This is a genomic window from Natronolimnohabitans innermongolicus JCM 12255, from assembly GCF_000337215.1.
GTDB lineage: Archaea > Halobacteriota > Halobacteria > Halobacteriales > Natrialbaceae > Natronolimnohabitans > Natronolimnohabitans innermongolicus.
This window is the reverse complement of sequence record NZ_AOHZ01000041.1, coordinates 101,576-126,826: the sequence shown is the minus strand read 5'-3', so window position 1 is coordinate 126,826 and position 25,251 is coordinate 101,576. Positions and strand designations below refer to the sequence as shown.

The 25,251-nt window shown below is 63.7% G+C and carries 27 protein-coding genes and 1 tRNA gene; 14 read left to right on the top strand and 14 right to left on the bottom strand.

Annotation, left to right across the window (positions count from 1 at the left end):
• Positions 1 to 21 precede the first annotated feature (21 nt).
• Positions 22 to 1,023 carry a potassium channel family protein gene (locus tag C493_RS08320; RefSeq protein ID WP_007258988.1) on the top strand — a complete coding sequence of 334 codons (1,002 nt, stop codon included), beginning with the start codon at positions 22 to 24 and terminating at the stop codon, positions 1,021 to 1,023.
• A gap of 88 nt (positions 1,024 to 1,111) precedes the next feature.
• Here the strand turns inward: C493_RS08320 and C493_RS08315 are convergent, their stop codons facing one another.
• Together C493_RS08315 and C493_RS08310 are read right to left on the bottom strand one after the other, a co-directional pair.
• Positions 1,112 to 1,441, bottom strand: coding sequence for a HalOD1 output domain-containing protein (locus tag C493_RS08315; protein ID WP_049889252.1), 330 nt, complete (start codon positions 1,439 to 1,441; stop codon positions 1,112 to 1,114).
• On the bottom strand, positions 1,434 to 1,916 hold the full coding sequence (locus C493_RS08310) for an Lrp/AsnC family transcriptional regulator (RefSeq protein ID WP_007258986.1): 483 nt from the start codon (positions 1,914 to 1,916) through the stop codon (positions 1,434 to 1,436). Before C493_RS08310 ends, C493_RS08315 begins: the two co-directional genes overlap by 8 nt.
• A gap of 314 nt (positions 1,917 to 2,230) precedes the next feature.
• On the opposite strand from C493_RS08310, the gene C493_RS08305 reads away from it, so the two are divergent.
• From C493_RS08305 to C493_RS08295, 3 genes are all read left to right on the top strand, one after another.
• Complete coding sequence (locus C493_RS08305; RefSeq protein ID WP_007258985.1) at positions 2,231 to 4,774, top strand: DNA topoisomerase VI subunit B; 2,544 nt, start codon at positions 2,231 to 2,233, stop codon at positions 4,772 to 4,774.
• Positions 4,771 to 5,859: a DNA topoisomerase IV subunit A gene (locus C493_RS08300; protein ID WP_007258984.1), complete on the top strand. Its 1,089-nt coding sequence runs from the start codon at positions 4,771 to 4,773 to the stop codon at positions 5,857 to 5,859. The genes C493_RS08305 and C493_RS08300 overlap by 4 nt, the downstream gene beginning before the upstream one ends.
• A 156-nt stretch (positions 5,860 to 6,015) precedes the next feature.
• On the top strand, positions 6,016 to 6,486 hold the full coding sequence (locus C493_RS08295) for a 2Fe-2S iron-sulfur cluster-binding protein (protein ID WP_007258983.1): 471 nt from the start codon (positions 6,016 to 6,018) through the stop codon (positions 6,484 to 6,486).
• A 212-nt stretch (positions 6,487 to 6,698) separates the two neighbouring features.
• Here C493_RS08295 and C493_RS08290 read toward each other — a convergent pair whose 3' ends face one another.
• The 4 genes from C493_RS08290 to C493_RS08275 all read right to left on the bottom strand — a co-directional run bounded on the left by C493_RS08290 (position 6,699) and on the right by C493_RS08275 (position 10,697).
• The gene (locus C493_RS08290; protein WP_007258982.1) at positions 6,699 to 7,670 is read right to left on the bottom strand and encodes a zinc-ribbon domain-containing protein; all 972 of its coding nucleotides are present in this window, start codon (positions 7,668 to 7,670) and stop codon (positions 6,699 to 6,701) included.
• A 149-nt stretch (positions 7,671 to 7,819) separates the two neighbouring features.
• Positions 7,820 to 9,121, bottom strand: coding sequence for an MFS transporter (locus C493_RS08285; RefSeq protein WP_007258981.1), 1,302 nt, complete (start codon positions 9,119 to 9,121; stop codon positions 7,820 to 7,822).
• 61 nt (positions 9,122 to 9,182) lie between these two features.
• Positions 9,183 to 9,887 carry an MBL fold metallo-hydrolase gene (locus C493_RS08280; protein ID WP_007258980.1) on the bottom strand — a complete coding sequence of 235 codons (705 nt, stop codon included), beginning with the start codon at positions 9,885 to 9,887 and terminating at the stop codon, positions 9,183 to 9,185.
• Between the two features lie 72 nt (positions 9,888 to 9,959).
• Positions 9,960 to 10,697, bottom strand: coding sequence for a fumarylacetoacetate hydrolase family protein (locus tag C493_RS08275; RefSeq protein ID WP_007258979.1), 738 nt, complete (start codon positions 10,695 to 10,697; stop codon positions 9,960 to 9,962).
• Between the two features lie 370 nt (positions 10,698 to 11,067).
• On the opposite strand from C493_RS08275, the gene C493_RS08270 reads away from it, so the two are divergent.
• A tRNA-Glu gene (locus C493_RS08270) sits at positions 11,068 to 11,142 on the top strand.
• 333 nt (positions 11,143 to 11,475) lie between these two features.
• Here the strand turns inward: C493_RS08270 and C493_RS08265 are convergent.
• Genes C493_RS08265 through C493_RS08250 form a run of 4 tightly spaced genes read right to left on the bottom strand, consistent with a single transcriptional unit; the run spans position 11,476 to position 14,715 of the window.
• Positions 11,476 to 12,198: a TOBE domain-containing protein gene (locus tag C493_RS08265; RefSeq protein ID WP_007258978.1), complete on the bottom strand. Its 723-nt coding sequence runs from the start codon at positions 12,196 to 12,198 to the stop codon at positions 11,476 to 11,478.
• Positions 12,199 to 12,250: 52 nt separating this feature from the next.
• Positions 12,251 to 13,018: an amino acid ABC transporter ATP-binding protein gene (locus tag C493_RS08260; protein ID WP_007258977.1), complete on the bottom strand. Its 768-nt coding sequence runs from the start codon at positions 13,016 to 13,018 to the stop codon at positions 12,251 to 12,253.
• Positions 13,015 to 13,731, bottom strand: coding sequence for an ABC transporter permease (locus tag C493_RS08255; RefSeq protein WP_007258976.1), 717 nt, complete (start codon positions 13,729 to 13,731; stop codon positions 13,015 to 13,017). The genes C493_RS08260 and C493_RS08255 overlap by 4 nt, the downstream gene beginning before the upstream one ends.
• A 60-nt stretch (positions 13,732 to 13,791) precedes the next feature.
• Positions 13,792 to 14,715, bottom strand: coding sequence for a substrate-binding domain-containing protein (locus C493_RS08250; RefSeq protein WP_007258975.1), 924 nt, complete (start codon positions 14,713 to 14,715; stop codon positions 13,792 to 13,794).
• A gap of 417 nt (positions 14,716 to 15,132) precedes the next feature.
• Here C493_RS08250 and lrp point away from each other — a divergent pair, with 417 nt between their 5' ends.
• Positions 15,133 to 15,594, top strand: a complete 462-nt coding sequence (lrp, locus tag C493_RS08245; protein WP_007258974.1) for an HTH-type transcriptional regulator Lrp — start codon at positions 15,133 to 15,135, stop codon at positions 15,592 to 15,594.
• Positions 15,595 to 15,762: 168 nt separating this feature from the next.
• Here lrp and C493_RS08240 read toward each other — a convergent pair whose 3' ends face one another.
• Both C493_RS08240 and C493_RS08235 read right to left on the bottom strand, forming a co-directional pair.
• Positions 15,763 to 16,002, bottom strand: a complete 240-nt coding sequence (locus C493_RS08240; RefSeq protein ID WP_007258973.1) for a hypothetical protein — start codon at positions 16,000 to 16,002, stop codon at positions 15,763 to 15,765.
• A 340-nt stretch (positions 16,003 to 16,342) separates the two neighbouring features.
• Positions 16,343 to 16,660: a hypothetical protein gene (locus C493_RS08235; RefSeq protein ID WP_007258972.1), complete on the bottom strand. Its 318-nt coding sequence runs from the start codon at positions 16,658 to 16,660 to the stop codon at positions 16,343 to 16,345.
• Positions 16,661 to 16,978: 318 nt separating this feature from the next.
• Here C493_RS08235 and C493_RS08230 point away from each other — a divergent pair, with 318 nt between their 5' ends.
• Positions 16,979 to 17,467 carry a DUF309 domain-containing protein gene (locus C493_RS08230; RefSeq protein WP_007258971.1) on the top strand — a complete coding sequence of 163 codons (489 nt, stop codon included), beginning with the start codon at positions 16,979 to 16,981 and terminating at the stop codon, positions 17,465 to 17,467.
• Between the two features lie 241 nt (positions 17,468 to 17,708).
• The gene (locus tag C493_RS08225; RefSeq protein WP_007258970.1) at positions 17,709 to 18,506 is read left to right on the top strand and encodes a M14 family metallopeptidase; all 798 of its coding nucleotides are present in this window, start codon (positions 17,709 to 17,711) and stop codon (positions 18,504 to 18,506) included.
• Positions 18,507 to 18,552: 46 nt separating this feature from the next.
• Here C493_RS08225 and C493_RS08220 read toward each other — a convergent pair whose 3' ends face one another.
• Positions 18,553 to 18,981: a DUF7344 domain-containing protein gene (locus C493_RS08220; protein ID WP_241430888.1), complete on the bottom strand. Its 429-nt coding sequence runs from the start codon at positions 18,979 to 18,981 to the stop codon at positions 18,553 to 18,555.
• A 133-nt stretch (positions 18,982 to 19,114) separates the two neighbouring features.
• Between C493_RS08220 and C493_RS08215 the strand changes: the two genes are divergently transcribed.
• The 5 genes from C493_RS08215 to C493_RS08195 all read left to right on the top strand — a co-directional run bounded on the left by C493_RS08215 (position 19,115) and on the right by C493_RS08195 (position 21,978).
• On the top strand, positions 19,115 to 19,573 hold the full coding sequence (locus C493_RS08215) for a response regulator (protein WP_007258968.1): 459 nt from the start codon (positions 19,115 to 19,117) through the stop codon (positions 19,571 to 19,573).
• 147 nt (positions 19,574 to 19,720) lie between these two features.
• On the top strand, positions 19,721 to 20,275 hold the full coding sequence (locus C493_RS08210; RefSeq protein ID WP_049889227.1) for a YeeE/YedE family protein: 555 nt from the start codon (positions 19,721 to 19,723) through the stop codon (positions 20,273 to 20,275).
• A complete protein-coding gene (locus C493_RS08205; protein WP_007258966.1) occupies positions 20,275 to 20,742 on the top strand; it encodes a DUF6691 family protein in 468 nt (155 codons plus the stop codon). The genes C493_RS08210 and C493_RS08205 overlap by 1 nt, the downstream gene beginning before the upstream one ends.
• Positions 20,743 to 20,904: 162 nt before the next feature.
• Complete coding sequence (locus tag C493_RS08200) at positions 20,905 to 21,249, top strand: glutaredoxin family protein (protein WP_007258965.1); 345 nt, start codon at positions 20,905 to 20,907, stop codon at positions 21,247 to 21,249.
• Between the two features lie 147 nt (positions 21,250 to 21,396).
• Entirely contained in the window at positions 21,397 to 21,978 is a 582-nt protein-coding gene (locus C493_RS08195) for a DUF7110 family protein (RefSeq protein ID WP_007258964.1), read from the top strand.
• 251 nt (positions 21,979 to 22,229) lie between these two features.
• Here the strand turns inward: C493_RS08195 and C493_RS08190 are convergent, their stop codons facing one another.
• Entirely contained in the window at positions 22,230 to 23,003 is a 774-nt protein-coding gene (locus C493_RS08190) for a hypothetical protein (protein WP_007258963.1), read from the bottom strand.
• A 142-nt stretch (positions 23,004 to 23,145) separates the two neighbouring features.
• Between C493_RS08190 and C493_RS08185 the strand changes: the two genes are divergently transcribed.
• Positions 23,146 to 25,173 (top strand): hypothetical protein, encoded by a 2,028-nt coding sequence (locus C493_RS08185; RefSeq protein ID WP_007258962.1) that lies wholly within the window; start codon positions 23,146 to 23,148, stop codon positions 25,171 to 25,173.
• The last annotated feature ends 78 nt before the right edge of the window (positions 25,174 to 25,251 follow it).

The window sequence follows — 25,251 nt, the reverse complement described above, 5'->3', positions numbered from 1 at the left end:
TCGGCGGCGTAGCCGAACGCAATGCAACCGCTGTATCTGGTCGCCGGAATCGTCGTGCTCGTCGCGGTCATCGTCGACATCCTCTGGACGACGCTGTGGGTCGACGGCGGCTCCGGACCGCTCTCGGGGCGATTGACGACCGTGACGTGGCGCGGGCTGCGGGCCGTAAGCAGCGATCGACGGACGCTGAGCACTGCGGGCCCGCTTATCCTCACGCTCACGCTCGCGATGTGGATCGCGCTGCTGTGGCTCGGCTGGACGCTGCTGTTCGCGGGCGGCCAAACCGCCCTGATCAGCCCCCAGACCGGCGAGCCCGCCGACTGGTCGGGTCGGTTCTACTACGTCGCCTACACGATGTTCACCAACGGGAACGGCGACTACTCGCCGACGACCGGAACCTGGGAGATCGCCAGCTCGTTCACGACGGCGACGGGAATGGCGTTCGTGACGCTCGGCGTCTCCTACGTCCTCACCGTCCTCGGCGCGGTCTCCGAGAAGCGATCGTTCGCGAGCGACGTCACCGGACTCGGCGAGCGAAGCGAAGCGTTCGTCCGCGCGAGCTGGGCCGGCGACGACGAGGAATTCCGCGGAATCGATCTCCCGATGAACTCGCTGGCCGACCGGCTCTCGCTGCTGGCCGACCAGCACAAGGCCTACCCGATCCTCCACTACTACCACAGCGAACGGGCCTCGCGAGCGTCGGCGATAGCCGTTCCCATCTTCGACGAGGCGCTGACGATCTTCCGCCACGGGGTTTCGGAGGACGCACAGCCAAACCCAACCCAGATCGAAGACGCCCGCTCGAGCGTCGATAGCTACCTCGATACGCTCGAGACGGCGTTTATCGACCCCGCCGACGAGGTGCCGCCGGCGCCGGAGTTAGCGCACGTTCGCGAGGACGAGATCCCGACCGTCGCCGACGAGGAGTTCGCCGAGGCGCTTGCCACCCGTTCGGAACGACGGCGAAAGCTGCTCGGTGTCGTGCGCGCCGACGCGTGGCACTGGCCGCCTATCGAGGAGTGATACGGATTACTTAACGATTTACCGGCGCAACCGCCATGCGGGTCGCTGTTGCGCCGGAACTGACTTACAGTAAACCGTATGACGGCGCTCACGGGCCCGAGTTCGACCCGCACTCGGCATCGGCGTTCGATTGAATCGTTAGTCGCCCGTCGCTCGTCACGGTCACCACCGCACCGTGGACCGGAAACGAAACCGAACGGTGGCCGTTGCGGTCGCGCCGCGGGTGGGGCTCGAGGAGTCGGTCGAGCGCGTCCGGATCGACGACGTCGTAGAGCGGTTCGTCCGCCCGTTCGTCGTCGAAAATCGTCTGGAGAACCTCGACGACGGCGGCGCTCGGTGCCAGGGCGTCCGGATCGTACTGCACCCGATACCGTCTGCGGTTGGCATCGAACTCGATCGTCCCAATTCGGTCACTCATCGCCGCCACCGTCGTCGACGAGGTGCTTTCCGAAGTGGTCGAACGGCTGTTTGTGGAAGCTCTTCAGAATCTTCGAGTTGACGACGTCGAATCCGAGAGCGCTCAGTTCGTCGCTAACCCGCGCGATATCGTCGGTGTCGGTTCCGACGGCCTCGATCTGGACGTTGTCTTTCCCGTTGAGTACCTCCTGGATCGTGACGACGCCGCTGACCTCGCGGGCCTCGTTGGCGAGTCGCTCGCGCTCCGGGTTCGGCGCGGAACAGATAAACAGCACGTGCAGTTGTAGTCCCGCCTTGTCGTAGTCCACGTCGGGATGGTAGCCGCGGATGATTCCGTTTTCCTCGAGTTCCTCGATCCGGTTTCGGACCGTGCTTGCCGAGACGCCGATCTGGTCGGCCATCTCCTGCGTGGTGATCCGTCGCGCGTCCTCCTGGAGGAGATACAGTACGGCCTTGTTCGTCTCGTCGAGATCCATCACTCCCTTTCGCAGATGAACTCCAATAATTTGGCTTTTTCCCACTGCTGTCTCGGAACTCTGCTAATTCCACAGTTAATATGCTAAATTTCTAACTATGTAGCTCGATCAAGTGTGGAAATAGCAATTGGATAGCGATATTACACCTCCGGGATGGCGGTGAGGGATCCCACACGGCCTCGTGTGGCGATTTTCCGACGGTACGGCCGCGCGTGCGTTCGTCAGTAGTGGCAGACGGCGAACCGTCTCGAGCGGAGTCCACTTTCACTGCGGTAGCGTACACCTTTTAGCCCCGCCGTTAGTATGGGGGGACAATGACGTCGTTTCAGTCGACACTCGGTGACGAACCGGGGATCGCCGAGGAGCTGGCCGAAAACCAGCAGGCGATCTCCATCGCCGAGTTCTTCGAGAAGAACAAGCACATGCTCGGTTTCGACAGCGGCGCTCGAGGCCTCGTCACGGCCGTCAAGGAGGCCGTCGACAACGCCTTAGACGCCGCCGAAGAAGCCGGAATTCTCCCGGATATCTACGTCGAGATTCAGGAAGCTGGCGACTACTATCGCCTGATCGTCGAGGACAACGGTCCCGGGATCACGAAGGAATCGCTGCCGAAGGTCTTCGGGAAACTGCTCTACGGCTCTCGCTTCCACGCGCGCGAACAGTCCCGCGGTCAGCAGGGGATCGGCATCTCCGCGGCCGTCCTCTACTCCCAGCTGACGAGCGGGAAGCCGGCGAAGATCACGAGCCGCCCGCAGGGGGCGAGCGAGGCCCAGTACTTCGAACTCATCGTCGACACCGACGAGAACGAACCCGAGATCAGCGTCGACGAGACCACTACCTGGGACCGCCCGCACGGCACGCGCATCGAACTCGAGATGGAAGCGAACATGCGCGCCCGCCAGCAACTCCACGACTACATCAAACACACCGCGGTCGTCAACCCCCACGCCCGCCTTGAGCTGCGCGAACCCACGGCTCACTTCAAGTTCGAGCGTGCGACCGACCAGCTCCCCGAGGAGACCGAGGAGATCCGTCCCCATCCCCACGGCGTCGAACTCGGCACCGTGATGAAGATGTTGACGGCGACGGACTCCCAGACCGTCTCGGGGTTCCTCCAGGAGGAGTTCACCCGCGTCGGAAAGAAGACCGCCGATTCGATCATCGACGAGTTCCGCGACCGCCACTACGGCCGCGAGATGCGCTGGCGCCCGCCCTCCGACCACGAGAACGTCGACCTCGAGGCCGCAGTATCTGCCGCCACGTCGAACAAAGGCGCCGACGCGACGGCCGCCTTCGCCGCGGCCATCGCCGAGGCGGTCGCCGACACCGACCGCATCGCCCACCACGAACTGCTCGAGGCAGTCGATACGGCAGCCGAAGACGTCGAGGCCGAACACGACACGACCTTCGGCGACACCGTCCGCAAGAACGCCGTCGACGCGGTCTGGCTCGAGTTGATCGACGCCCGCGAGGACGAACGAAGTGAGTCCTCGGACGGGCGAGCGGGAGCGAAGCGACACGCGAGCCACGAGGACGGCGCCGTCGAAGCCGACGCGGCCGACGACCCCGCCGAATCCCGGCTCGTTGCCGACCTCTACGACCTCGCCGACGAGGCGACGAGCACGCGCAAGGACGACGAGGTGATCCACGCCTTCGCCGAGCGGCTCGCGGCGAAGTTCGAAGACGAACTCGAAGGCGACGATGACGACGGCGACGGCAACGTCCGCCATCGTCTCACGCACGGCCGACTCGAGGACCACGTCGACCGCGCCGCGGACCTCACCGAGGAGTACGACGACGTCAGCTTCGGCGACACCGCCCGCGAGAACGTCGTCGACGCGATCTGGTCCGTCATGGCGACCGTCCCCGACGACCCGCCGCTCGTCCGCGAACTCGACGGCGACCGCGACGCCTCGAGCGAACTCGTCGACGGGATGCGCGCGACCGATATCATGGCGCCGCCGACGCGCTGTCTCGCGCCCATCTCGGCGGACCTCATCTCGGCCGGCTTAGAAAAGGAGTTCGAGGCCGACTTCTACGCCTCCGCGACCCGCGACGCCGAAGTCCACGGCGGCGACCCGTTCATCGTCGAGGCCGGCATCGCCTACGGCGGCGACTTAGAGGCCGAAGGCGGCGTCGACGTCATGCGCTTTGCAAACCGCGTCCCGCTGGTCTACCAGCGCGGCGCGTGTGCGACGACGGACGTCGTCAAGTCGATCGGCTGGCGCAACTACGGCCTCGACCAGCCCGGCGGCTCCGGCCTGCCGAAGGGGCCGGCCGTCATCATGATCCACGTCGCCTCGACGAACGTCCCCTTCACCAGCGAGTCGAAAGACGCCGTCGCGAACGTGCCGGCGATCGAAGACGAGATCGAACTCGCGATTCGCGAGGCCGCCCGCGAACTCAAGAGCTACCTGAACAAGCGTCGCTCGATGCAACAGCGCCGGAAGAAACAGAACGTCCTCGGGAAGATCCTCCCCGAGATGGCGACGAAGGTCGCCGAGGTTACGGGCCGCGACGAACCCGACATCGACGACGCTATCGCCCGCATCATGAACAACGTCCTCGTCGAGCGCGAGGTCGAACAGAACGGCGACGGACAGGCCGTCTCGATCGTCGTCGAGAACAACTCGAGTACGAACGAATCACTCGAGATCACCGACATCGTCACCGCCGAGCCGACGAACCTCCCCGACGACGCGACGATCGTCGAGATGGACGGCGAGTGGTTCGTCAAGTGGGAACCGGACGTCTCGAGTGACGAAGACGCGACGCTCGAGTACGAAGTGGCCGACGACGCCGACTTCGATCTGGACGTCAAGGGCGTCGAAACTGAGAAACTTACCGTAAAACAATGAGCGCAGACGAAGAGCAAGCACGAGAGCAGTTGATCGATCTCGCGGCACAGTTTTACGACCAGTTCGAACTGGGCGAGATCCCCCACATGTCCGTCCCCACGCGGACGAAGAACAACATCGAGTACGACGAGGACGAGAAAGTCTGGGTCTACGGCGACCGCGAATCGACCCGGTCGGCCAACTCCGTCCGCGGCGCCCGAAAGCTTCTGAAGGCCGTCTACACCATCGACTTCCTCGCCGAACAACTCGAGGAAGACCGCTCGTCGACCCTGCGTGAACTCTACTACCTCTCGGAGAGCTGGGACAACGACGAGGCCCAGTTCAACGATCAGGACGAGTCCAACAGCATGGTCGAGGACCTCGAAATCGTTTCGGGAGTCACCCGCGAGGACTTCCACATGCGCCCGGAGGAGTCGGGCGCGACGATCATGGGGCCGTTACACCTCCGCGAGCAGACGCGACGGGGCGAACGCGAGATCCACTGCCAGGAAGACGTCGGCGAAGGCGGCTACCAGATTCCGAACAACCCCGACACGATCGAGTTCCTCGATACGGACGCCGACTTCATCCTGGCCGTCGAGACCGGTGGGATGCGGGACCGACTCGTCGAGAACGGCTTCGACGACGAGTACAACGCCCTGATCGTCCACCTCAAGGGCCAGCCCGCCCGCGCCACGAGACGGATCACCAAGCGTCTCCACGACGAACTCGGCCTGCCCGTTACCGTCTTTACGGACGGCGACCCGTGGTCGTACCGCATCTACGGCTCGGTCGCCTACGGCTCGATCAAGTCCGCTCACCTCTCGGAGTATCTCGCGACGCCGGAAGCCAAGTTCATCGGCATCCAGCCCGCCGACATCGTCGAGTACGAACTGCCGACCGATCCCCTCTCCGACTCGGACGTCAACGCCCTGGAAAGCGAACTCGAGGACCCCCGCTTCCAGACCGACTACTGGGAGGAACAGATCGAGTTGCAACTCGAGATCGAGAAGAAGTCCGAACAGCAGTCGCTGGCGTCTCACGGTCTGGACTTCGTGACTGACACGTATCTGCCCGAACGACTCAGTGAGATGGACGTTATCTAGACGGCTATCGAGCCCGGCGTTCCAGTCGATGAGCCACGCGGCACGCGAGCCCCGTATCGTCGAACCCGCGTTCCTCGAGGCGCTGTAGCCGTTCGAGAGCAGCACTTGTATACCAACTGACAACATTTATGACCGAAATGGGTGTGGGTAATGCCTATGAGTGACAGGCCGACCTGCCCCGGAGACGAGACGTCGGACCGATCGCGCACGAAAGTCACCGTTCCGAGCGACATGCCGACGGCCGATCGGCGCCAGTTGCTGGCCGCGGTCGGTGGCGCTGGCGCCGTCGCAGTCGCGGGCTGTCTGGGCGAGAACGACGACGCGGACGAGGCCGCCGACGTCTACGAGATCGAGTTCCCCGAAGAAGACGAGACAGTCGAGGTCGCATCCGACGAGGACATCCTCCAGCCGGCACTCGACGCCGACGTCGAAATTCCGTACGCCTGTGAGGTCGGTTCCTGTGGAGACTGTACCGCCAGGTACGACGGCGACGCCAACGACGTCGTCACCCACGATGGCAACGAGTACCTCGAGGACGACCAGATCGAGGACGGCTGGGTGCTGACTTGCGTCGCCTTCCCCGAGGACGACTTCGAACTCGAGATCGCCCATCCCGACGACGAGTGATTCGGCCGATGTCGTAGCGGAGTCCGTCGCACGTTCGACGTGACGTGACGTCGACCACCGCTACTGTTTCCGTCGCCGGCACTCGCTTCGGATCGGCGGTACGGCGCCGAAGGGTCCCGTCGCCTGGAATCTGAGCACCGAGTCCCAGTCGTTCAACCGCGCTTCGATACCCGGTATGAGCACCCGACCCGGAGACCGCCTGCGGAATCGAACTACGACGACTCCCGTTCCGTCTCTGCTTCCGTCTCCCGGTTCCGATTCGCGTCGGTCTCGAGCGACCGCGACGATTCGAAATCAGCCGCGGACTTCCCTTCTGCGGTCCGCGAGCGAACCGACGCGTCCGCACCGGTGGCACACTCCCGACAGTAGTAGTTTCGGCCCTCCGAACGCGAGAGCGGGACGCCGAGCAGACAGAACTCCTTGCGGTAGGTTCGCTCGAGCCCGCGGCCGACAGCGGCTCCGCAGGCCGAACACGGCCGATCGTAGTCGACGACGGTTCGCTCGTCGACCGACCGAACGCGACCGTTGGCCGTGATCGATCGACGGCCCTCGAGGCGGCGGTTGACCGACGGGAGCGAAACGGTTCCCATGATCGCGAACGCGAGGGCGAGTGCGAGAAACAGGTAGCCGATCCCGGCCACCCCGAACTGAACAGCGACCGCAGCCACGGCTGCGGCCACGAGCCAGCAGAACACGGCGGTGATTCGTCCGAGAAGAACGGATCTCGAGGCGTCGTCGTCGTCATCGATTTTCCCCTCGATACCGTCGGCACGGAGGACGATCCGCTCGGGGCTGCCGAAGTAGCGATACGCGCCCCAGGCGACGTTGCCCATCCCCATCGTAAACCAGATCGTCAGTATCGCGACGGCCACGTGTTCGTCGAGATCGCCGACCGTCCGGCGGATCATCACCGCGTGGTCGCCGAAATCGTGCTCGAGTTCCCAGCCGTCTCGCATCGCCTCGGCGATCCGGTACTCGAGGACGTCGCGGTCGCGGTCGGTCGTTTCGTCGGCCGATCGCTCGCCGTCGCTCGAGTGCGTCTTCGAGACGCCGGTTCCCTCGTCGGCGCCGACGGGAGTCCCGCAGTTCGGACAGTAGTTCATCGCCGACTCGAGGGCGGAGCCACACTGCGAGCAGTAGCGTGGCGACTCGCCCGCCCGACTCGAGCGGGGGTCCTCGTCCATGCGACCTTGTTCGTCGCAGTGACACTAATACGTGGGGCCGATTTCCCGCGGCCGAGGTCGGGAGGTTTGGCCGAATCAGCGTTTCCCGCCGAAGCCGTCCGGAGCGGCCGAAACATTGCGGTCAGGCGCGACTCGCTACCGGTCGGTCGCTACTCGTGATCGGTGACGTGAATCCAGACGGCACAGCAAAGCGCCACGAACCCGGCGACGGTCCCGATGACGAACGCGATTCGATACCCGGTTTCGGTGTACACGCGGGCGCCGTCGATGAACTCGCCGGTCCAGTACGCGTCGAGTGCCCACCCCATGAGCGTCGGAAACGTGGCGGCGCCGAAAAACGAGGCCCCGTTGATCGCCCCGATCGCGATCCCGCTGGCTCGCTCGTCGTACCGGGTCTGGACTAGCGGGTAGGTGAGCGCAAACGTACCGAACAGGGCGCCCGTCAGGAAGAACACGGCACCGACGGTCACGAGCGGCGGATCACCGGCGACGGCGAGAAACCCCAGCGCGACGGTGTAGATGGCGGTGCCGGCGACGATAAATTCGGTATCGCGCTCGAGGCGATCCGAAAGCCGACCGACGGCCGGCGGTCCGACGACGAGACCGACGCCGCCACAGAGCGTGATCGTCGAGGCCGTCGTCACCGAGACGTCGTACGTCTGAACGACGTAGGGAATTCCCCACAGTCCCACGAGCGTCAGGTTCACCCCGCCGGTACAGTAGAGCAGAAGCGAGACAACCCAGGTCATGCGATCGGTAACGATGCGGGCCGTGAACTGTCGGACCTCCGGGATCGTCAACATCGACTGCTCGGGAACGCCGTCGATAGCCGGCAAGCCGGCCCGTTCGGCGGAATCGCGAACGAAGACGAAGGTGGCGGCTGCGACGACGAGACCCGCGGCGCCCAACCCGAGTACCGCCGTCCGCCACCCCGCGACGTCGACCGCAACGGCGAACGGCGTCGTCGCGATGATGCCGCCGACACCGCCGACGGCGAAACACAGTCCGTTCATCGTCGCGAACTCGTCGGTTCGGTACCAGTTCGCACAAAACCGGAGCATCGCGACGAAGATCACGCTGCCGCCGAGTCCGATGAGAAACCGGCCGGCGAGTGCCCCGCCGTAGCCACCGGCGAGCGCGAACCAGACCGCACCGACGTTCATCACCACGGCCCCCACCGCCGCTGTCCGCCGAGCACCGATTCGGTCCACGAGGATGCCCACCGGAATCTGCATCAGTGAGTAGATGACGAAAAACGCCGCGTGTAACAGCCCCAGCTCTGCACCCGTGATCTCGAACGCGTCCATCAACTGCCCCGCAATAACCGCCGTCGACAGTCGGTAGATGCTGACGAGCAGGAACGACGCGGCGAGGATCCCCCACAGCAGCCACCGACGGTAGTAAGGGTTCGTCCAAACCCGTGACAGTGCTGTGGGCGAACGGAAGCTCACACGCCAACTACTCGATGGAGATCCGTGAAAGCGTTCACAAACCGGCAGTACCGTCGGCGACTCAGCGTTCGTCCAATACGACCGGAATCGCCCGGTTTGCAACGTCGACGACGAAGGCGTCGGCGTCGACCTCGATTTCGTCGAACGTATCGTAGTGAACGGGGAGAACGAGATCCGGCTCGAGTCGCTCGGCGAGGGCCGCGGCTTCGCGACGATCCATCGTGTACGTCCCGCCGATCGGCGGCAGGAAGAGGTCAACGCGTAGCTCTTCGTGATACTCGAGGACGTCGGTGTCGCCGGGCCAGAAGGCCGTGACGCCGTCGACGGTCACGCCGAAGCCACAGCCCCGACCTTCGGGGTGGTAGGGCTTGCCGCGCTCGTCGACGTGTGGCCCCGCGGGGTCGTTGTACGCGGGCGTGGTGAACAGGTCGAGCGGACCGAGGACGAACGACTCGTCGGCGCGGACGCGCTCGACCTCGTAGGGGAGGTCCTCGGGTCGTTCGTCGACCCGATCGATCTCGCGGGCGTCGATCGACTCGTGAACCACGACGATGGCGTCCTCGTGGGCCACGCGCCGGATCGAGTCCGGATCGTAGTGGTGGTCGTGACTGACGAGGATCAGGTCGCCGTCCCGCGGGCTCTCCTCGAGGACGTCGTACGCCTCCGGTCCCGGGTCCATATAGATCACCGCGCCGGTCCGTCCCTCGAGTCGGATCGTCGCGAGGCCGAGCCAGTCGACGGTCACCGCACCGAATCGAACGGTCATGCCGGTGACTTCGCGCGAGTGATTCGAAAAAGGTTCGAAACGATCGGTCTTCCCGAGACTGAACCGGTCCGATCAGGGAATCCGGACCGTGTGCTCGAGCGTGCCGACGCCTTCGACCTCGATTTCGACCTCGTCGCCGTCCTCGAGCGGGCCGACGCCCTCGGGCGTGCCCGTCGCGATCACGTCGCCTTCCTCGAGGGTCATGTAGGTCGTGATCTCGGCGATCAGCTCCGGGATGGGGAAGATGAGCTGTTCGCGGTGGCCGTCCTGTTTGAGTTCGCCGTTGACTCGCGACTGGACGCTGGCGTCTTCGGGAACCTCGTCAGGAGTCGCGAGCAGCGGCCCCATCGGCGCGGCGCCGTCGAAGGCCTTTCCGCGGATCCAGTTGCGCTCGTCTTGCTGGTCTTCGCGGTTCGAAACGTCGTTGAGGCAGGTGAATCCTTCGACGACGTCCATCGCGTCCGCGACGGGGACGTGGCGACACTGCTCGCCGATGACGACCGCCAGTTCGGCCTCGTAGTCGATGCGGTCCTTACCGGCCGGCGTCGTGATCGTGTCGCCGTGGCTCGCGACCGTGTTCGGTCCCTTCAGGAACAGCATCGGTCGATCCGGGAGTTCCGAGCCCATCTCGTCGGCGTGGTCGGCGTAGTTGCGGCCGATACAGACGATCTTCGAGGGGTCACACGGCGGCAAGACGTCGATCGCGTCGTCGTCGAGCGCGTAGCTCTCGTTGCCGAAGTGGACGTGGCCGCTCTCGTACTCGCCGCGTCGGATCGCACCCGCCGGATCGCGGAATCGAACGTATTTCATGCCAGATGCGTCGTCGTGCGGGGTGAAAAGCGTTGAGAAGTCGCCGCACGGTTCGCTCGAGCGAGTCGTCGAATTTCGACGGTGACGGAGGGTTCCTATAGTAGCCACTGAAACGAGTTACACACTAATCGCAACGCTATCCGGCGATTAGGCGTGCACTGAAAGTCAGTGCACACCCAATCGCACGAGCGCTGTGCGATTGGTGTGTGAACAGTTTCAGTTGTTACTATAGCACGCCAGTCCCTACCACTGCGGCCGCGGAACGGAACGTTTTTTACTAGCCCCCAGCAATCACTGAATGCGTTCGACGCACGCTCCGTTGTCGAGACAGACGACGTCTGTCGAGGCTCGGTGTGCGAACGACGTAAGCGCTCCGTTGGTGTAGTCCGGCCAATCATTTCGGCCTTTCGAGCCGATGACCTGGGTTCAAATCCCAGACGGAGCACTACAGCGAGCGAGTTTTTGCGAGCGAGCGAAGCGCGCACGTTCTGGGAGTTGAAGCACGGAAATCCGAGCGAAGCGAGGATTTGCATCGGGTTCAAATCCCAGACGGACACTTCTTCGCGAACAATTTCGCGAGCGAATCGTGCGGCCTGAATGTAAAGTAGAACGGTCACAGCCCGCGAGCGTCGCGATCGTGACCGTCTCAACGTCGTTCAAATCCAGATGTACCGTTTTCCGCCGAGCAAGCGCTCGAGTCACAGCGTCGAAACTGTCCTCATCTCGCCTCTCGAGTTCGAGCCGAGAAGTAGAATCTACCCGGAGAAAAGCGGTTGCCTCACTCCGCCGAACCCGGATCGACCGGAACGCCCCTCGCGGCCGTCGCCTTGAACGAAACCGTGATCGACTGCCCCGACTCGAGGGCTAACCGCTCCGCACTCGAGGCCGTGATCAGGGCCTGAATCGTCTGCTCGCCGTCGCGTTCCTCGTCACCACCGAGCCGAACCGTCACTCTCGCGATCGCATCGCCCGGCTCGAGCCGTTCGATTCGGCCCGTGAACTGATTTCGGAGGCTGGTGTCGTCGGCCCGCGGCGCCTCGCTCGGGTCGGTGAGGACGACGGCGTCGGAGCGGACGGTGAGCTGCACGCTGCTCGCTCCCTCCGGAACCAGCGCCAGAATCGGGCCGATCGGCGTTTCGACGGTGGCGAGTTCCCCGGTTCGGTCGCGGACGGTGCCGGAAAAGACGGACTCCGTCACCTGCGCGACGCCGTCGAGTTCGGCGTCGTGACGGTCGAACTGCTGGCGAAGTTCGCGGGCGGTCTGCGTGAGTTCGGTGCCGCCGCCGCCGCTGCCGCCGCGCGTGCGCTCAGTGATCGGTCCGACGGCGTCTTCGATCTCGACGACGCGGTTCTGGACGCGGGCGTACGACCGGCCCAGCTCGTCGGCCGCTTTGTGCATCGAGCCGTAGCGATCGATCGCGTCGAGCATCTCGACGTCGCGGCGGTCGATCGTCACGTCCTCGACGGCGAGTTTCGGGCTGTAATCTCGTTCGATCGTCATCGGTGGTCTCCTCGGGAAACGCCGTCTGGCGGCGTTTATCGGCTGCGTTCGTTCAGTATATCAGCTCTCCGGAGATAAATTTCCGGGTTCGGTCGTCGACGGGGTCCTCGAACACCCGCTCGGTCGGCCCGACTTCGATGATTTCGTCGCCGAGAAGGACGCCGACGCGGTCGGCGATCCGTTCGGCCTGGTGCATGTCGTGGGTCGCGATGACGACCCCGATGTCTCGGTCGCGGGCCTCGAGGACGGCGTCTTCGAGCACGGCCGTGTTCCGCGGGTCGAGGTCGGACGTCGGCTCGTCGAGGAGGAGGACGTCCGGATCGTACGCGAGCGCGCGGGCGAAGGCGACGCGCTGGGCCTCGCCGCCCGAGAGCGACGAGGCGTCCTGTTCGGCTTGCTCGCGAAGCCCGACGGTCTCGAGGGCGTCGACCGCGGCGCCGGTGCCGTTTTCCTTCCCGACGAGTCCCCCGAGTTCGTGGCGAAGGCGCTCGCGCCACGACTGGCGGACGCGAAGCCCGTACTCGGCGTTGCGACGGACGCTTGCGTCGAAGAGGCTGGCGTCCTGGAACACCATGCCGATCCGGCGGCGATACTCGAGACGTCGCTGATCCGAGACCTCCCAGACGGGGTCGTCGTCGTAGACGATCGCGCCGTCGTCGGGCGCGTCGAAGAGCGCGAGCAGTCGGAGGAGCGTCGACTTTCCGACGCCGGAGGGGCCGATGATCGCGACGACCTCTCCGGGCGTCACCGACAGCGAGACGCCCTCGAAGACCGTCTCGTACCCGTAGCTGTGGTGGACGTCGATCGCTTCGAGCGTCATCCGTACCGCCCACCTCCGCTGCCGAGTCGGACCACGATCGCGTTGACCAGCAACACGAGGACGACGAGTATCGCCCCGAGGATCATCGCCGTTTCGAACCGCCCCTGGCGCGCCTCGAGCTGGATCGCGGTCGTGATCGTTCGCGTGACCGAGGTGCCGTCCGAACTGGCGATGTTCCCGCCGACGATGAGTACGGAGCCGACTTCGCTGATCGCCCGTCCGAAACCGGCGAGGACGGCCGTCGCGATTCCGTAACGGGCCTCCTTGATCGTCACGAGCGCGACGTCGAGGTTCGTGCCGCCCATCGCGTACGCCGCGTCGCGGACGTTCTGCTCGACGCTGCTGACGGCGGCGAGACTCACGCCGGTGATGACCGGCGCCGCGAGGACGATCTGGGACAGGATCATCGCCTCGGTGGTGAACACGAGGTCGAACGAACCGAGCGGTCCCTGATTGGACACCGCAAAGAGCACGACGAGGCCGACGACGACGCTCGGAAACCCCATCCCGGTGTTGATGATCGACGTGAGCAGCGTCTTCCCGCGGAACTCTTTGAAGCCGACGAGCAGCGCGACCGGGAGGCTGAGTAGCGTACTCAGCGCCACCGCGGTGAGGCTCACGTACAACGAGACGCGAACGATGCTCCGGATGTAGTTCCACTCGAAGGGAAAGTCGACGACCAGTGCCGTCAGCATCTGCTGCTCGAGCGACATGCGATCGAACCCTCCGTTCTGGTCGCGACGGCTCGAGCGACGAGCGTCGCTGCCGGCCACTTAGTCATCGCTACTGCGCTCCCACCCCTCGGGGAGGTACTGCCGGAAGTTCGGGTCTTCGGACAGCGCTTCGGCGAAGAACAGCTGTTCGTCGTTCGACCGGTACTCCTCGATGATCTCCTGACCCTCGAGGCTGGTGATGTAGCCGATGTACGCCATCGCGAGGTCGTAGTTGACGTTGTCGTGGACAGCGGGGTTGACCGCGACGATTCCGTAGGGGTTCATGAGCATCTCCGAGCCGCCTTCGACCGGCCCCTCGACCAGGAGTTCGAGGTCAATCTCGTCTCGCATGTCGAGGAACGTTCCGCGATCGACAAGCGTGTACCCGCCGTCCAGGTTCGCCGTGTTCAGAGTCTCTCCCATCCCGCCGCCGCCGTCGAGGTACCACTCCCCGAACTCCTCGACGGTCAGCCCGGTTTCGTCCCAGATCTCGAGTTCCTTCGTGTGCGTTCCCGACTCGTCCCCGCGAGAGACGAACGTGGCTTCCGCCTCGGCGATCGCTTCGAACGCCGCCGCGGCGTCGTCTTCCCCTTCGACGTCCGCCGGATCGTCGGACTCGCCGACGATCACGAAGTCGTTGAACATGAGGTCGCGGCGGTTGACGCCGTACCCTTCCTCCATGAACTCGTCCTCGAGCGAGCGCGCGTGCACCATCACGACGTCGGAGTCGCCGTCCCGAGCCGTTCTGAGCGCCGCACCGGTCCCCTGTGCGACGGCGTCGACGGTGACGCCGTAGCGGTCCTCGAACGGCGCGTTGAGCTCGTCGAGCAGGCCCGTGTCGTACGTGCTCGTCGTCGTCGTGAGCGTCAGCGTCTCGCCGCTGATTTCGGGCCCGTCGCTGTCGTCGGCCCCGGTACAGCCCGCCAGTCCGACGGCAACGCCGCCCCCGAGCACCGAGAGGAACTCCCTCCGTTGTATCGTCATGGATACTACGACTGATGCCGTCACAAAATAGCTTCCGGATAGGTAACTACGACCAGTTTCGGAAAATAACAGTCGCTGTGGAAACGGCGCCAGGGAAGCCTGTTCAGCGGTCACCGTAACCGCTCGTTTCGGAACTGGTTACGTCGCGGGACGAGTATGGGTCGTCGGTCGGTCCGTGGTGACACCCACCAGTGTGATCGCAAGCGCTCCGTTTCCATCGACTGTCGACGGATTCCACTCACATGCGCCCATTCGAGTAGTAATGTGGGGTCCAGGGGACCGGTTCAGCCTCGAGAGAACCGCTCAGCGCCCGAAATTCCGGCGTTATTCGAGATCCCTATTCGAATACGCGTCGAACGCGATCGAAACTCGAGTATTCGTAAACCCCTTATATAAGGAGCGATTCAGAGTATTCAAATGACGTACGAACACCTGGACACCGATCTCGTCAACGAACTGCTCGGCAACGGTCGCGCGAGCCTGCGGAGCCTCGCCGAAGAACTGGACGTTTCCGTAACGACGGTCTCGAACCATCTCTCGGACCTGGAGGACGAAGACGTCATTCAAGGGTATACACCGATCGTAGACTACGACGCGCTCGGTTACGACGTCACCGCGGTCATGCAGCTCAAAGCCGAAGGAAGCGCGCTGCCGGAGATCACGGAGACGCTGAAGGATCACCGCCAGATGATCTCGGTGTACGAAGTCACCGGCAACTACGACGTGATTGCCATCGGGAAGTTCAAAGACACCGACGACATGAACGAGCAGATCAAGTCGCTGATCACGGATCCCGACATCAATCAGTCGAACACGAGCATCGTTCTCAACGCTGTCGCCGAGAACGAGCAGTTCGAACTCGAGAGCGGCGACGACTGAAGACGGACAGTCGGTCACAGTCGGATGAGGCGACGCCTCATCCGGATTGCTGTCCCGATGTCCCGGCGCAACCGCCGCCCGGGTCGCGGGTGCGCCGGACCTGACAGACAGTAAACCGTATCAGACTGTGTCCGAAACTGACGATACGATCTGCCGTCGCCTCGCTGATCAGTCGACCGAGAGCACGTAGTAGTCGGTAAACTTGACGAGGTCGCAGTCGCCCAGCGACTCGAGGAACGCGTCGTCAGCGGTCGCTGTTTGCCGTCCGCTACTCTCGTCGCTGTCGGGTGGTCCCCTCGTGAGTGCAGGGAGCCGCGCCTTCGCTGATTCGCCGAGTTCGTCGTAGTGACAGACTCGACAGTCGGCCGGGATCTCGTCCGCCGGCTCGAGTGTGATAGTTGTCGACATGGTGTGTTCACAGATAACACGCTGAAGGGTATTCAGTTTTCTCCCGAACAACTGCTTTGTTCTCGAAGCTCGGCGTCGGAGACAGCGTCCGGACTGGACGGACGGTCACGACACGTACGGATCCAGTCGCTCGAAGCGGTAACGGTACGCGGCCGCCGGCACAATGTGACGTCCGGTCGCTGGCGACGCCCGTCCCGTCTGACGGCCGCGAATCCGTAACGACGGCGAACTGGCGCTACTCGGGAACGTCACTGCGACTCGAGCGTTCACGCGACCAGATGCAAAAGGGACCAGCTGGTCGACAGTGTACAACCGGCGTCCTGTCCTCGGAGCCGCTCCTCTAGTGATCGATACCGGGTCGCTGGAACGTGGTTTCGTCGGTCGTCGGCTCCTCGAGTGCGGCGTCGATTTCGGCGGCCGACAGCAGTTCGTTTCGGTCGGGTTCGTCGGGTCGCCGGAAGTAATAGGTGGTGGCACAGCCGGCGACCAGTTCCGAGAGCGGCTGGTCTTCCTTGTGGACGACGGACACGAGATCGCCCGTCACTGCGATCAGTGCCGCGTCGTCGGGTTTGCGCAGCGCTTCTCGGAGTTCAGCGGCAGTGCAGTCTTCGGGTAGTGGGAGGTGCACGCCGTCGACAGTCGCCCATCGCGTCTCCATACTCGGATAATGGAGACGAATACCCTATACCGTTGGGCCCGCAGCTACAGGCCGGCAGTCGATGGAGACGCTCGGTCAGGTCCCAGCGCGTCGACCTCCGACTCCCCGATTCGGCACGCGCAGTTCAGACACTGGTAGTCGCCTTCGATGTGTTCGTACAGACGCTCCCCACAGCGTTGGCACCGCCAGATCGGATGGTTCATTCGTGCTACCTGAGCGAGCGTACCGAACCCAAATAAGCCATCGGATACTGTAGTGAGCGTATTAAGTCGTCCGAAGGGACGACGGAATTACCCGTCGGTCGGTCCAAGGGACTGTATGGACGACCACACCAGCGATCCGACCGTTCCGCCGCCCGATCGCGGGTCGCCGACGGGGTGGAACCGCGACGACGGCCGCTGGGAGCACGCGACGCTCCGTCGAGCGACCGTCCACGGCGTCCGATTGTTCAACACCGACGCCTACCACGAGAGCCACGACTGCTTCGAACTCGAGTGGTACAACTACGGCCGCGGCACGACCGAGAGCGCATTTCTCCACGGCATGGTCCAGGTCGCTGCGGGCGCGTACAAACGCGCGGATTTCGATGACGACGACGGAATGCGATCGCTGTTCCGGACCGCGCTACAGTACCTCCGAGAGACGCCACGAGACTACTACGGCGTCGACGTTCTCGCGGTTCGAACGACGATCACGAACGCGCTCGAGGAACCGTATCGGATCGACGACTGGGCGATTCCGCTCGACGGCAACCGGCCGACTGCCGACGCGTCCGACTTTGCGTACGTCGAGTCGCTCGAGGAGTGACGAGATCGACGGTGACGAACGGGCGGGGTAGCGTCCGTACGAGATACCAACACTCGTCGGAGCGTGACTCGACGGCGACGCCCTGTCGTCGTCGTTTCGTGATAGATACCGGCGGCCGACGCCGTTACACCGAGTAGAGTGCCCTCCGGTAGCGTGGTATGTCGTCACTCGCGTCTCGGTTGACTGGTCGCTTTCGTGAGAGACCGAATCGCCTTTGACGCCAGAGGCCAATATTCAGCCAATGAAAGTTGCACAGCTCGGGTCGGGAACGCCGGAGATCGCAGTCGTCGCTGGCGTTCACGGCGACGAGCCCTGCGGTGTTCGGGCCGTCGAGCGACTGCTCGACGAACGCCCGACCGTCGAACGGCCAGTGAAACTCGTCGTCGCCAACCAAAAAGCCCTCGAGCGACAGGTTCGATTCGTCGACGAGGACTTAAACCGTGCGTTTCCGGGCGATCCGGACGCGAAGACCCACGAGGGACAGCTTGCCAATCGCCTCGTCGAAGAACTCGGCGACTGTCTCACCTTCTCGATGCACTCGACGCAGAGCCACGCCGAGCCGTTTGCGATCGTCAACGGCGTCAGCGAGACCGCCAGACAGCTGGTCCCACAGCTGCCGGTTGCAGCGATGGTCGAAACGAGCGAGTTCGCCGAGGGGCGGCTCTTTACCCGGATCGAGACGATCGAAGTCGAGTGTGGCCTCCAGGGAACGGAGACCGCCGCACAGAACGCCGATCGACTGACTCGAGCGTTCCTTACGGGCGTCGGCGCGCTTCCCGGAGATACGATGCATCGCGAACTACCGATCTACCGACTCACCGACGTCATCCGAAAACAGGAAGCCAATACGTACGAGGTCTTCGTGGAGAACTTCACGAAGGTCGACTCCGGCGATCCATTCGCCGCCGCCGACGGCAACACGCAGGTCGCCGAGGAGCCGTTTTATCCGGTACTCATGTCGTCGAACGGCTATCGAGACGTCTTCGGCTACGCGGCCGAGAAGCTCGACGTGCTGACGAAGTCGACGGCTGCTGACTAAGCGTCGGGTCGTTGTCGTGACATTGCCGACGTTCGACGATGCGAAATCAATCCGTGAGTCCCGCCTGTCGGTTGTGATCGGACTCGTGTTCCGAGTAGTTCGGCATATCGTCGGGTGGCCACTGGTCGAGTTCCGTGGCCGCGTCTAACAGCGTCTCGAGGGCCGGCGTGTCGGCCAGCGCGACCTCGTTTCGATCCCAGTCGACGGTGACGAGTTCTCGCTCGAGGAGTATTTGGAAGTGCTGATGAACGAGCCGTACCTGCGCGCGCTCGATCTGTTCGTCGCTTACCGTCTCCGGCGGCAGTCTGTGGCGACGCATCGCGACGTGACGGGAGAGCGTCTCGACGGCTAGTGGCCCGTCAGCAGTGACGAGTTCGTGGAGTATCAACTGCCGATCTGCGCTTGCGAGCACTCGAAACGCGTCAGTTCGGTTCATCGCCACAAGGGTACCTTCGTCTAGCGTTCCAACCGTCATAGAGTCCCCGCCTAAAGTCGTTGGCACCGCCGGCTCACCACGCCGTCAGTCGACGCTCGAAGGAGTTGGGATCCGGGACTGTCACAGATACCCAAACAATGCTTTCATCCGTTGGTAGGACGAATTTCGAGTAATGAGCGATTCATCCGCTCGCTCGAGCGGGGATGCGAACCTGCTGTTGGTCGAAGACAATCCGGGGGACGTACGACTCGTCGAAGAAGCATTTCGAGACGACGAGCGGTGCACGATCTACATCGTCTCGGACGGCGACGACGCGCTCGATTTCCTCTACCAGCGTGGCGAGTACGAGACGGCGCCGCGGCCGGATCTCGTCTTGCTGGACTGGAACGTTCCGCGAACGAGTGGAAAAGAGGTTCTGACTCGACTCAAGGGCGATCCCGACCTGAAGTCGATTCCGGTGACCGTACTGACGGGATCGCAAGACGACGGTGACGTCAGGAGATCGTACCGCAACCACGCCAACGCTTGCCTCCGAAAGGCTGTCGAACCAGACGCGTTTATGCAAACGTTGCGAACCTATCGGGAGTTCTGGCTCTCGACGGCGAAACTCCCGGTAAAAGACGACGAGTAGCCGGGTCACGCCCGGATCGTGGGCGACGGCAACGCGCCCGAAACGGACGGCCGGCAGACGTACTCGGCTGCCCGCGACGATCCGAGATGTGCACAATTTTCCCCGGCGGGGGAGCTTTGATACGCCGGCGTTCCCTTCCGGAGAGTAATGACTGCAACACTTTCCATCGCGATGGTCGCGGAGCTGTTCCCGAACGGGATCAGCCACTACGCCATCGGCGGCATCCTCGTCGGACTCGGGGTTACCGTGATCTACCTCGGGACCGCCATTCCCGCCGGTGCGAGCACGTTCCTCGAGTCGACGCTGTCGTACGTCTCGGGGCTCTCCCGGTTCCAGCAGTACCGCGTCTCGCGCGACTGGCGCGTCGTCTTCACGCTCGGTATCGTCGCCGGCGCGGCCGTCTACGCGCTGACCTTTCAGTCCGGAATCCTCTCGAGCGGGCTCCAACCGGGTGCGAACACCGGCGAGCTCCGCGACGTCGGTGGCATAACGATCTGGCTAACCGAGGTCCAGCCGTGGCGGCTGTTCCTCGGCGGCATCCTCATCGGCATTGGAACGCGTCTCGGAAAGGGCTGTACTTCCGGTCACGGCGTCTGTGGCGTCGGCTCGGCCTCGAGCGCGTCGTTCGTCGGCGTCGCAACCTTCCTGCTGGTGGCGATCGGCGTCGCACAACTGGTTATGGCTATGGGGGTGAACCCGTAATGGCCCCGGAACACGAGCAACACCCGCTGTTCCTGCCGCTGGTGTTCGTCGGGGGGCTGATCTTCGGCTTCGGCCTCGGCTTTAGCCACATGGCCCAGCCGGAAGTCGTCCTGAACTTCCTGCAGTTCGAGGACCTCGGCTTGCTGTTCGTGATGTTCGGTGCGGCGGTCGTTACCGGTATCACGTTCTTCGGCATCAAACAATTCCGGCGAGAGGCACCGCTGACGGGTGCGGTCTACGGCCGGCGGCTGAAGACACTCGACAAGAACGTCGTCATCGGCGGCGGGATCTTCGGCGTCGGCTGGGGACTCTCGGGGATCTGTCCCGGCGCGGCCTACGCCAGCCTCGGGGTCGGGAACGTCGTCATCCTCTACGGCATCGCCGGGATGTTCGTCGGCGCCTACATCCAGGGCTACTGGCGGTCGACACGCGCCGAGGGCGACGCGCCCGCGACGGCCGCGGATTAACGCTTCCGAACCGGACGCGTTCGAGGTGTTCGTCTTCTCGCGATTATTCTCGAAAACGAACGGCACGATCATACCCGACCTGCGTCCGCACCGATCACATCAACTAGCCGACGTATGGACGAGGACGCAAGGCCTATCCCGTTCACCCGCATACGAGCGCACATGGACTTCCCACCGAACCAGGGGCTCGATCAGGACGAGGTCAACGAACAGGTCGAGGAGGTTATCGACGAGAACGAAGTCGTCCTCTTCATGAAGGGGACCGCGCTGATGCCCCAGTGTGGGTACTCTCGCAAGGCGCTCGGTCTCATCGACCACCACCGCGACGAGTACGAAACCGTCGACGTCCTCGACTCGCTGGCGGAGTATCGCGCCGCCCTCGAGGACCACAGCGGCTGGGAGACGATTCCACAGACGTTTGTCGACGGCGAGTTCGTCGGCGGCTCGGACGTCCTGGAGGAACTCGAGGAACGCGACGAACTGGCCGACACGCTAAACGCCGAGTAAGCCGCCTCACTCGACGGCAGCGCTAATCAGCTCCCGTCGTCCAGGTTAAATTTATCCGAAGGCGTTCGCCACGTATTCAATAGCAGATCATATAAGTCACGCTCCCGTACTAGGTATCAAGCGCCTGTCGCCGCACATCATCCCACTATGTCAACAGAGGAATCCAGACACGTATATCGGCTGCACTCGACCCTCGAACTACCCCTCGAAGAACTCCGAGAACACATCGACGACGCGGAGTACCCCGACGGGGTCACGGACGTGGAGATCACGCGGCGAAACAACACGCTCATCCTCAAGGCCGTCGCCGAAGACGAGTCGGTCAGCAAGTACACGCCGACCGCCCAGCTCAAAGCCAGCGTCACCGAAAACCGCGTTTACGAGGAAGATCCCGACGAACGGCGCAACGCCTTCCGCTGGGACGAAGAGGAAGAAGAAGAGATCGAGTCCGAACTGGTCGAGTTCGCGGCGTTCAAAGGCGATCGCGAGACCGTCCTCCAGAACTCCCTGCTCCAGTACCAGATGTTTCTCGTCCTCTGTGGAATCGCGGAAGCCGCCGAGAAGGGGACCCTGACCGCAATCTCCGAACACGATGGCGATCTCGAGGCCACCCGCATCGTCGAGGGTGAGCCGCGGCCGGCCAACATCGAGGTCGTCGAAGGGCCACGAGAGAACACCTCCGGACAGGGCGGCGTCAACTGGCGAGACAACAAGTTCATCAGCGACTAGCGGCAGCGGTTACTGCAACCGCGGCCGCGATCGCCGGTCGAACGCAACCGGCAGACCACAGCGACGCGTTCTGCAGTCGGCGTCCGTTTCTGAGCGACGGCGATATCCGTGTTCGTTTCTCGCGTCACCGTATTCGCTCGAGTAGGACGGCTCTATGGCGGCTCTGGGGCGTCTTGGAGCCTGCTGCGTGACTGTTCGGTCTATCCCTTTAGATCGGATCAGGGTACGCCGATACCGGTTGCTGAACGCCGTCAGGTCTGTTGTTCACGTCCGCTGGCGACGATTACACGGCGATCGACGTCCACGGTGTCGTCGGCCCGATCGTAGACGCAGGTCGCGAGATCGCGGGCGAGCGTCGAGTCCGGCTCGACGGCGATGTGGACCGTTTCCCCGTCGACCGTGTTGACGCTGAGCAGCGACTCGCGGTGATCTTCGAGACCGAGCCCGTCGAGACGCTCGCGGTGGCGAACTGCGTAGCCGAGAACGAGCCCCGAGCCGATGGTAACGAGACCGTACAGCGCGAGCGAGACGCTCGCCGCGACGACCGCGACGCCGACCAGCGCGAGCAACGAGACGAATCCGATTCCGACGAGGAGCTGATCGCTCGAGTGGCCCACGCGGGTCCGCGTGCGGACGGACTGCAGTCCGATCGCAACGGCGGCCGTCGCCGCGCTGACTGCGACGGTCGCGACGGTTTCGACCGGCGTCAGTGGACTCGTCGCAGCGACCGCGGCGACGAGAAGTCCCAGAATAATCGTTCCGACCCCGAGTCGAAGCGTCCGGTTCGGGCCCGCGTCGGGCCGATAGCGGACTCGCGTTCGGTCTCGGCTCCGGACGGAACAGACGTAGTCGTACCTGACGTCGACGAGTTCGCCGCGCTCCGAGACACAGAGCAGGCGACGGTCGGTGAGACCGATCATCGCAGCCCCGCGAGCGGCGTCGTCGACCAGTCGCCCCGACGTTAGCCTCTGCACCGATTCGTCCTCGACCAGGTAGCTCCGGAGCCGATCTTCGAGGCGTCGCATGCAGCGACACCTACCTCGAGCCAGCCCATAGTAAGCCACACCTTTCGGCGGTTTGGTCGGATCGCAGTCGACCTCGTCGGTGTCACCGTCGACGCTGCTATCCGGCCAGTACACGTTTACGCTATCGTGAGCATTCACGGCTATGGTACGTCGGAGAGACGAGCGTGCGGTCACCGTCCAGATCGGCGCGGTGCTGTTGCTCGCTGTCGTCTTCTCCGCACTGGCGCTCTACCAGCTCAACGCGGTCCCCGCGGAGAACGAACGGGTAGAGTTCGCTCACAGCCAGGAGATTCAGGACGAACTGCAAGAGCTGCGAAACGCGGCGCAAACGGCCGGACTGTCGGGACACTCCCAGTCCGCGTCCGTCTCGCTCGGAACGCAGTACCCCTCTCGAACGATCGCGATGAATCCGTCCGCGCCGACGGGACAACTCGAGACCATCGAACCGTCGTCGAACGTCACGATTGAACCACCCGATGGCGAAACCCACGAGTTCGAGACCCGGTTGCTTGCGTACGAACCCGACTATGCCGAGTACGACCCCACTCCGCGAACGGTTCTCGAGCACTCGTTGACGTACACGCAGTTCCCGGACGCCGAGTTCTCGAACGGGCCCCAGCAACTGATCGGCAGCGAGCGAATCAGCCTCGTTCTCCTCGACGGAACGCTGTCCGAGTCGGGAAGCGGAGCCGCGTCCGTGACGTTCGAGCCGCTCGACGAGCCCCGAACGACTGAGCTGAACGAAGGCACGACGCTTACGATTCCGAGTGACCGACCGGCGATCTGGACGACCGAACTCGACGGAATCGACGGTGTCACGGTCACCGAGACCGGGGCGGACAGCGTCACGATCGAACTCGACGCGGAGTACGACCTCGAGGTCGCTCGCGTCGGCGTCGGACAGGACGCCTCGAGCGACGACGACTTCGACATCGGTTCCGAACGGTCGGTGTCGACGGAGTCGCCCGAAAGCAGTGGACTTCCCCTCGAGTGGCACGACGCGACGGTTGGCGGAGCGGACGCCGACCGAAACGTGTCGGGTTCCGAGGCATCGATATCGGCTACCCCGGGTGAGACGGTGACGCTGACGGCCGGCGTCGACGGCTACGAGTCGCTGTCGGGCGCACGAGCCGACTTCTCGACCGCAGATCCCGACGGCATCGTCGACTCGTCGTTGGATTTCGACGACGAGTTCGAGGACGGCTCCGCGTCGGTCGCGTTTTCGATCGCGGACGACGCTCGGGTTGGCAACGAGGCCGAAATTCTCGTCTCGAGCGGCGGCGGACTGGCCGTGATGACCGTCGAGGTCGAGGTACGCGACGTCGGACTCGACGTCGGCGACGTGACGTCCGTCGGAGACGAGCGCAGCGGACTCGAGTTCGATCTGGTGAACGACGGCGACGAAGCGGTGGCGGTAACCGGCGTCGCCGTCGACGAAACCGACGCGCCTGCAACGCGTGTCAACAACGTCTTCGGAAGCCAGATAGCCGTCTCTACCGACGGGTCGGCCGAGGGGACGGTCGATCACGGCTATCCGGGGATCGAACTCCCGAGCGGTGTACAGGAACTCGACGACGCCGTCGTCCTCGAGACCGATGCCGACGGCTCCGTTCGTATCGAGCACTTCCGCGAGAGCGACTGGTTCTCCCGAGTCGATATGCGTGGCGCATCGGTTACCGTCACGGTCGCGTACGAGACCGACGCCGGCACGGCGGAAACCCAACAGTTCGATCTCACCGTCGACGGACTGTCCGACTCCGATTCCGACGATGACGATCAGTCCGACGAAACCAGCGACTCGAGTGGTGAACGACCATCGTTCGCGCCGTCCTCGACGACCGCCGAATCCGACCGGGGCGGAAACCAAGTAACGAACGTCACGATCGACTACGCGGTCGAAACCTCCGACGACCGCGAGTACGAGGTCGTTCACTCGGTGACGAATCAGGACGGCGACGAGAGCAACCGAACCGTTCCGACGGCACAGGGCCCCCAACACGTCACCGCCGAAGACGGGCATGCGCTACCGAACGAGCAGATGAATCTGGACGAAAATTACCTCGTCGTCGAAATTGCGCTCACGACACCGGAATCGGATCTCCTCGAGTACTGTACGGGTCAGATCGACGGTCGCGAGGAATCGATCGACCTGCAGTGTGACTCTGACTGACACAGTTCTCGGAACGTTCCCCACGATATTCGACAACCGTCGAAATACTGAACGACAATATCATGTACCGCCGCACGT